4 protein-coding genes are annotated in these 7,963 nt (G+C 71.8%); 2 read left to right on the top strand and 2 right to left on the bottom strand.

Features of this window, described 5'->3' with window-relative positions:
* On the top strand, nucleotides 1-1,341 hold a 1,341-nt coding region (locus tag CCN35_RS05520; protein WP_086791693.1), incomplete at its 5' end, for a glycoside hydrolase family 3 protein.
* A 172-nt stretch (nucleotides 1,342-1,513) separates the two neighbouring features.
* A complete protein-coding gene (locus tag CCN35_RS05515) occupies nucleotides 1,514-2,128 on the top strand; it encodes a hypothetical protein (protein WP_086791691.1) in 615 nt (204 codons plus the stop codon).
* 30 nt (nucleotides 2,129-2,158) lie between these two features.
* Here the strand turns inward: CCN35_RS05515 and CCN35_RS05510 are convergent, their stop codons facing one another.
* Nucleotides 2,159-3,610, bottom strand: coding sequence for a S28 family serine protease (locus CCN35_RS05510; protein ID WP_067388409.1), 1,452 nt, complete (start codon nucleotides 3,608-3,610; stop codon nucleotides 2,159-2,161).
* Between the two features lie 361 nt (nucleotides 3,611-3,971).
* A complete protein-coding gene (locus tag CCN35_RS05505) occupies nucleotides 3,972-7,754 on the bottom strand; it encodes an ABC transporter ATP-binding protein (RefSeq protein WP_067388407.1) in 3,783 nt (1,260 codons plus the stop codon).
* Nucleotides 7,755-7,963 lie beyond the last annotated feature (209 nt).

Here is a 7,963-nt window from a genome sequence, read left to right as displayed (position 1 = left end):
GGGGGAAGGCGGGCGGGCGACTCGACCGCCGACGCCCGCACCCTGGGCCGTATCGCGGGCGCCGAGCTGCGTGCCCTCGGCATCAACCAGAACTACTCCCCCGTCGCCGATGTGAACGTCAACCCGGCCAACCCGGTCATCGGCGTACGCTCCTTCGGCTCCGATCCGGACGCCGTGGCGAGGCTGGTGGCCGCGGAGGTGAAGGGCTATCAGGACTCCCGGGTGGCGGCGACCGCCAAGCACTTCCCCGGGCACGGCGACACCGACGTCGACAGCCACTACGGCTTCCCGGTCATCACCCACAGCCGCGAGCTGTGGGAGACGCTGGACGCGGTGCCCTTCCGGGCCGCGATCAGGGCCGGCATCGACTCGATCATGACCGCCCACCTCCAGTTCCCGGCCCTGGACGACTCCGGCGACCCGGCCACCCTCTCCCACCCGGTGCTCACCGGGATCCTGCGCGGCGAGCTCGGCTACGACGGGGTCGTGGTGACCGACTCGCTCGGCATGGAGGGCGTGCGCACCAAGTACGGCGACGACCGGGTTCCGGTGCTGGCGCTCAAGGCGGGCGTGGACCAGCTGCTCAATCCGCCCTCCCTGGAGGTCGCCTGGAACGCGGTGCTGAAGGCCGTGCGCGACGGCGAGCTCACCGAGGCCCGGCTCGACGCCTCGCTGCTGCGCATTCTGCGGCTGAAGGCGAAGCTGGGCCTGTTCGACGACCCGTACGTCACCCGGGCCGGCGTCGACCGCACCGTGGGTGTCCGCGCCCACCTGGAGACGGCCGACCGCATCGCCGAACGGACCACGACCCTGCTGGTCAACGAGGGCCGTCTGCTGCCGCTGTCCCGTCGCACCCACCGCAGGCTCCTCGTCGTCGGCGCCGACCCCGCCTCCCCGTCGGGCACCACGGGCCCGCCCACCGGCGTTCTCGCCGCCGCCCTCACCGGGCTGGGCTTCTCGGCCACGGCCCTGCCGACCGGCACCGCCCCCTCGGCGGCGGTCGTCGAGCAGGCGGTCGCCGCGGCGCGGAAGGCGGACGCGGTGGTGGTCGGGACGTACAACGTCACGGCCGGCAGCCCTCAGACGACCCTGGTGGAACGGCTTCTCGCCACCGGACGCCCGGTGATCGCGGTCGCCCTCCGCAACCCCTACGACATCGCCCGGCTGCCCTCCGTGCCGGCCTGTCTGGCGACCTACTGCTGGACCGATGTGGAACTGCGTGCCGCCGCACGGGTGATCGCCGGCCGGGTGAAGCCGAGCGGAAGGCTGCCGGTCCCGGTGCAGCGGGCCGACGATCCGACGAAGGTCCTCTACCCGGTCGGACACGGACTGTCGTACTAGCCGGATACGAGCCGGTACGAGCCGGGTACGAGCCGGCTTGCGCAACGGGCGTACGGCACATACGCCGTACGCCCGGCGCACACCCTTCGAACGGCCCCAAAGCATCCCCGCACGTCTGGCGTGTCCTCGCCGCCGCGGGACACGCTGGGTCGGGTACGGACCGGGGGAGGCAATGCGCGGGAAACGTCCGGCGGGGGTGGGATGCGCCCTGGCGGCGCTGATCGCCGTTCTGTTGACGGGATGCCGGCAGATGTCCGGATCCGCCGGGCCCGGGACGCTGTCCGGCGGTGCCCCGGAGCGGTCCTTCGGCCAGGACACGGTGTTCCTCGCGGTGAACGAGTGCAGTTCCTTCGGCACGACGAGCTTCACCGAGGCGCCCTGCTCCAGTGAACGGGCGGCGGCCCGGGTGATCGCCCGCCACGACGGCCGGCCGGACGACGGACCGCCGTGTCCGCCGACCACCGACTTCGTCCTGCACATCGGCACCCAGCCCGCGGCCGACGGGAAAGGCGTGATCCCGCAGGGCTACGCCTGCATGCGCAATCTGCAGCCGCCGCACCCGGGCGACCCGGGCGGCGGGGGCGGGCCGCGCACCATCGTCGGCGACTGCGTCCACAGCGCGGGCCCCGGCCAGGTGCGGGAGACCGCGTGCGACGGCTCGGGGGAGAGAGAACCGGAGTACCAGGTGACGCGGGCGGTGCGCAGCCGTGCTCAGTGCCCGGCGTCGACCGCTCTGTACGTGCAGCTGGGCGGGGAGGAGCCGGTGGGCTGCGCCCGGCGGCTGTGAGGCCGTGCGCCCGGGCGCAGCCATGGCGTGTCAGGGCCTGAGCACCGGCTCGCGCTCCAGGTCACGCGCGTCCAGCCCGGCGTCGTAGCGGGCCAGCGGCTCGGCCGCCGAGGGGTTCTTCCGGACCGCCGCGGTGGCGACTCCGGCCCACTCGAGGATCCTGGCCGTGGCGAACTCCCTCTCCTCGGGGACGAGACCGGCGATGTTCGCCCCGTGGTTCATGCCCGGCGCGGTGAGGACGTAGGAGTCGCGTGCCCCGTGGCCGAGACGGAACGGTTCCGCTCTCCACGGGTCGTTCTCCCCGTAGACGAAGAGCATCCGGTGGGCGTGGTGACGCACCCAGGTGTCGACGTCCCGCATCACCCACGGCTGGAACGTCATCGGGATGGAACGCGGTACGAAGTGCCGCGGCGGCAGATAGCCGTAGCGCAGCAGCTTCTTCTCGATGTGCGGCAGGCGGATGGTCGGCGAGCCCAGCTGTGTGCCCGCCTGGTAGAAGTACGGCGTGTAGGGCTCCAGTCCCTGGTCGGTGTAGAAGGAGAACCCGGAGACGGAGTCGAGGGTCTCCCAGAGCTGCTCGTCGGTGGCGTTCCCGGCGTCCGCCGGGATCCTGTCGCAGTCCTTCAGCTCGCTGTACTGCCAGAAGGCCCACACATAGTCGAGGACGACGGATTCGTACGCCTTGTCGAGGCTGCCGACGACGGTGAAGGTGTAGTCGTTCTCGGCGGCGTACCGGGCGTACTTCTTCTCCAGCGCGTCCCGGCGCACCAGCGCCTCCCGCTGCACGGCGTTCAGCCGGTCGCGGCACTCCTTGGTGCCGACGGTGGCGAAGAAGCGGTCGTAGGCGGAGTCCTCCTTGTCGACCACGTCGTTGGGGGCGACATAGGCGACCACGGCGTCCATGTCATCGGGGTAGAAGCGCTCGTAGTAGGTGGCCGTCATGCCGCCCTTGGAGCCGCCGGTGGCGATCCAGTTGCGGGGGTAGAGCGGCTTCAGGGCCCGGAAGATGCGGTGCTGGTCGCTGGCGGCCTGCCAGATGTCCAGCTTGGACCAGTCGGCCGGGGCGGGCCGGGACGGGGTGAAGAACCGGTACTCCATGGAGACCTGGTTGCCGTCCACGATCCGGGTCGGCTCGCTGCGGCCCGGTGACGTGGAGACGTGGTAGCCGCTGGTGTAGAAGACCGTCGGGCGGTCGACTCCCTTGTGCAGCACGGTGATCCGCTGCTCGAAGGTGCCCTTCGACGGGTTCCGGTGGTCGACCGGCTGGGTGTAGCCGAGGACGAAGAAGCGGTAGCCGGTGTAGGGCTTCTCCTCGATCAGTCTCATGCCCGGTATGGCCAGAAGCCGTTCCTTGATGTCGGCGTCCGTGCCGCTTGCGGTGCTGCCCGTGGCTTCCGGCTGGACCGCGGTGGCCGTCCCCGCCGTGCCCAGGGTGCCGATGAGCACCGTGAGCGCGAGCAGCCATCTGAGCGCTGTGCGCATGCACCCTCCCTCTCAGACAGATGTGCGCCGGAAGGTATCGGAGCAACTTCGGCGCACACCAGGGAAGAAGGGGAAAAAATCCCGGACGTTGTCCAGGAACTGTCACGCGTTCAGCACGGAATCCGGCCATCGCGGAGACGGACTTGTGCGACGGCGGGCCCCACCCGTCCGGCGGCAGGCACGCATCGCCGATGCTCCCGTGTCCTCGTGACGCCCGCTCGGGGTGACATGCACTCAGCATGACGTTCACCCGGATGCGTTCCGCGGCCGTCCCTCAGCCGCATGACAACCCGTCAGTCATACGGGCGCACGGGAGCGGCACGGACGCCCGGCGGTCGCAGATGCGGTCGCGGGTCCGCGGTCAGCGGGAGGCGCCGACCGACTCCTCCGGCTCGGGCGCGCCGATGAAGGTGCGCCACAGCTCGGCGTACCGTCCGCCGCGGGCCAGCAGTTCGTCGTGCGTGCCCTCCTCGGCGATCCGGCCGTGGTCCATCACCACCACCCGGTCCGCCCGGGCGGCCGTCGTCAGCCGGTGGGCGACCACCAGGGTCGTACGACGGCCCGCGAGCCGGTCGGTGGCCTGGTTGACCTGGGCCTCGGTGGCCAGGTCGAGTGCGGCGGTCGCCTCGTCGAGCAGCAGGATGTCGGGGTCGACCAGCTCGGCGCGGGCCAGGGCGATGAGCTGGCGCTGGCCGGCCGACAGATTGCGTCCGCGTTCGGCGACTTCGTGCAGATAGCCGCCCTCCAGCGTGGCGATCATCTCGTGGGCGCCGACGGCCCGGGCGGCGGCCTCGACCTCGGCGTCGGTGGCGTCGGGGCGGCCGTAGGCGATGGCGTCGCGGACGGTGCCCGGGAAGAGGTACGCCTCCTGCGGGACGACCCCGAGCCGGCGCCGGTACGCCGTGAGGTCCAGCTCCCTGAGGTCCTTGCCGTCCACCGTCACCCGGCCGCTGGTCGGGTCGTAGAACCGGGCCACCAGCTTGACCAGGGTCGACTTGCCCGCGCCGGTCTCGCCCACGAACGCGACGGTCTGTCCGGCGGGGATGCGCAGATCGACGCCGCGCAGCGCCTCCTCGCCGTCGCCGTACGCGAAGTGCACGTTCTCGAAGACGATCTCCCCGCGCAGGGCGGGCACCTTCAGGGGTTCGGCGGCGGGCTTCGTGGACGGGGACTCCCGCAGCAGCTCCTGGATGCGGCCGAGGGAGACGGTCGCCTGCTGGTAGCCGTCGAAGACCTGGGAGAGCTGCTGGACCGGCGCGAAGAACAGGTCGATGTAGAGCAGGTACGCCACCAGGGCGCCCGTGGTCAGCGTCGCCGCCTCCACCCGGCCCGCCCCCACGATCAGCACCGAGGCCGCCGCGATCGAGGACAGGAACTGCACGAACGGGAAGTAGACCGAGATCAGCCACTGTCCCCGGACACGGGCCCGGCGGTAGCCGTCGCTGCGCTCGGTGAACCGCCGCCGGCCGTCCCGCTCGCGCCGGAACGCCTGCACGATCCGCAGCCCGGCCACCGACTCCTGCAGGTCGGCGTTGACCACCGACACCCGCTCACGGGCCAGTTCGTACGCCTTCACGCTCGCCCGGCGGAAGAAGTAGGTGGCGACGATCAGCGGCGGCAGGGTCGCGAAGACGACCAGCGCCAGCTGTACGTCGATCACCAGCAGGGCGACCATGATGCCGAAGAAGGTGACCACCGAGACGAACGCCGTGACCAGGCCGGTCTGCAGGAACGTGGACAGCGCGTCCACGTCGGTCGTCATCCGGGTCATGATCCGCCCGGTCAGCTCGCGCTCGTAGTAGTCCAGGCCGAGCCGCTGGAGGTGGGCGAAGATCTTCAGGCGCAGCGCATACAGCACGCGCTCGCCGGTGCGGCCGGTCATCCGGATCTCGCCGACCTGCGCCGCCCACTGCAGCAGGACGGTGAGCAGGGCGAGCAGGGAGGCCGCCCAGACCGCGCCGAGAGCCAGCCGGGTGACGCCCTGGTCGATGCCGTGCCGGATCAGGACGGGCAGCAGCAGGCCCATGCCGGCGTCCACGGCGACGAGGACCAGGCTGATCAGGAGCGGCAGGCCGAAGCCGCGCAGAAGGCGGCGCAGGCCGTAGGAGTCCTCCGGGCGGACCGCCTGCTGCTCGTCGACGTCGGGGGTGTCGGTCGCGGGCGGCAGGGCCTCCACCTGGGCGAGCAGCTCGGGGGTGGCCGGGCTGCCCGACAGGGCGGTGTCCTTCGGCTCCCGGTCGCCGGTCCACAGCCGCGGGGTCACCCCGCGCTCCGCGTCGAACTCGGCGTCCAGCTCCTCCCGCACCGAGTCGTCCTCCCGGGGCGCGGCGGGCTGGACGTGGCCCGGGGAGACCCCGCCGAGTTCGTCGGGGTCGGTGAGCAGACGCCGGTACAGGGCGCAGCGCTGCTGGAGCTCGTCGTGGGTGCCGATGTCGACGAGACGGCCGTGGTCGAGGACGGCGATGCGGTCGGCGAGGTTCAGGGTGGAGCGGCGGTGGGCGATCAGCAGGGTGGTGCGGCCCTCCATGACCTGCCGCAGGGCTTCGTGGATCTCGTGTTCGACACGGGCGTCCACGGCGGAGGTGGCGTCGTCCAGCACGAGCAGGCGCGGGTCGGTGAGGATGGCGCGGGCGAGCGCGATGCGCTGGCGCTGGCCTCCGGAGAGCGTCAGGCCGTGCTCGCCGACCCTGGTGTCGTACCCCTCGGGCAGTTCGGCGATGAAGCGGTCGGCGCGGGCGGCGCGGGCGGCTGCCTCGATCTGCTCCTGAGTGGCGTCGGGGCGGCCGTAGGCGATGTTGTTGCGGACCGTGTCGGAGAAGAGGAAGGGGTCCTCGGGCACCAGTCCGATCGTGGCCCTGAGCGAGTCCAGGGTCAGTTCGCGCACATCGTGGCCGCCGATCAGGACGGCGCCGCGGGTGACGTCGTAGAAGCGCGGCAGCAGCAGGGAGATCGTGGACTTCCCGGAGCCGGAGGAGCCGACGACGGCCAGTGTCTCGCCGGGGCGGATCTCGAAGGACAGACCCTTCAGGACGGGCCGGTCCTCCGTGTAGCCGAACCACACGTCGTCGAACTCCACGGCGGCCCCGGCGCCGCCTCCGTCGCCGTCGTGTCCGTCGCCTCCGTGCGCCCGAGGGGGAGCCACCGCAAGGGCGTCGGCGGGCAGCTTCCTGGTGCCGTCGGCGATCGTGGGCCTGGTGTCGATCAGGTCGAGGACGCGCTCGGTGCCCGCCCGGGCCTGCTGGCCGACCGTGAGGACCATGGCGAGCATCCGGACCGGGCCGACGAGCTGGGCGAGATAGGTGGAGAAGGCGACGAACGTGCCGAGCGTGATGTGTCCGCGCACCGCCAGCCAGCCGCCGAGGGCCAGCATGGCGACCTGGCCGAGCGCCGGCACCGCCTGGAGGGCCGGGGTGTACACGGAGTTCAGCCGGATCGTGCGCAGCCGCCCGGCGAACAGCCGCCGGCCGACCTCCCGCAGCTTGGCGGTCTCCTGCTCCTCCTGTCCGAAGCCCTTCACCACGCGCACACCGCTCACCGCGCCGTCGACCACGCCCGCGACGGCCGCGGCCTGGGCCTGGGCGTACCAGGTGGCGGGGTGCAGTCTCGTCCGGCTGCGCCGGGCGATCCAGCCGAGGGCCGGGGCCACGGCGAGGGCCACCAGGGTCAGCGGCAGCGACAGCCAGGCCATGACCGCCAGGGAGATCACGAAGAGCAGGATGTTGCCGATGGTCATCGGCAGCATGAAGAGCAGGCCCTGGATCAGCTGCAGGTCGCTGGTGGCGCGGCCGACCACCTGGCCGGTGGACAGCTCGTCCTGACGGCGGCCGTCGAGCCGGGTGATCGCCTCGTACATCTCCGTCCGCAGGTCGTGCTGGACGTCGAGGGCGAGCCGGCCGCCGTAGTAGCGGCGGATGTAGGTGAGGGCGTAGACGGCGAGTGCGGCGCCGATCAGGGCGCCGGCCCAGGGGGCCATGCGGCGGCTCTGGTCGCCGATCACATCGTCGATGATCACCTTGGTGATCAGCGGGACGAAGGCCATGACCGCCATGCCGGCCAGGGACGAGCCGAGGGCGAGAATCACGTCCTTCGGATGACGCCAGGCGTACCCGGCCAGTCTCCGCGCCCACCCCGGCTGCGTTGCCACGTCGGTGCCTCCCTGACGACCCGATCCTCGACGGCCCGATCTTCCGCAAGGCACCAACACGGACAGCAGCGGATTTCATCCCGCTGTAACAATCCGCTCCGTGTGCGCCGGCCGTCCGGCGGAACCGCTCCGTGCGCCTTCCCGCGCCCTGTGCGCCTTGCCGACGGGGGGTTGGGGGTTCCTCGAGGGGAACGGCGGGCGCGGCGGGT

This window comes from Streptomyces thermovulgaris, assembly GCF_002155915.1.
GTDB lineage: Bacteria > Actinomycetota > Actinomycetes > Streptomycetales > Streptomycetaceae > Streptomyces > Streptomyces thermovulgaris.
The sequence above is the reverse complement of the archived record's forward strand: the minus strand, read 5'-3'. Positions and strand labels throughout refer to the sequence as shown.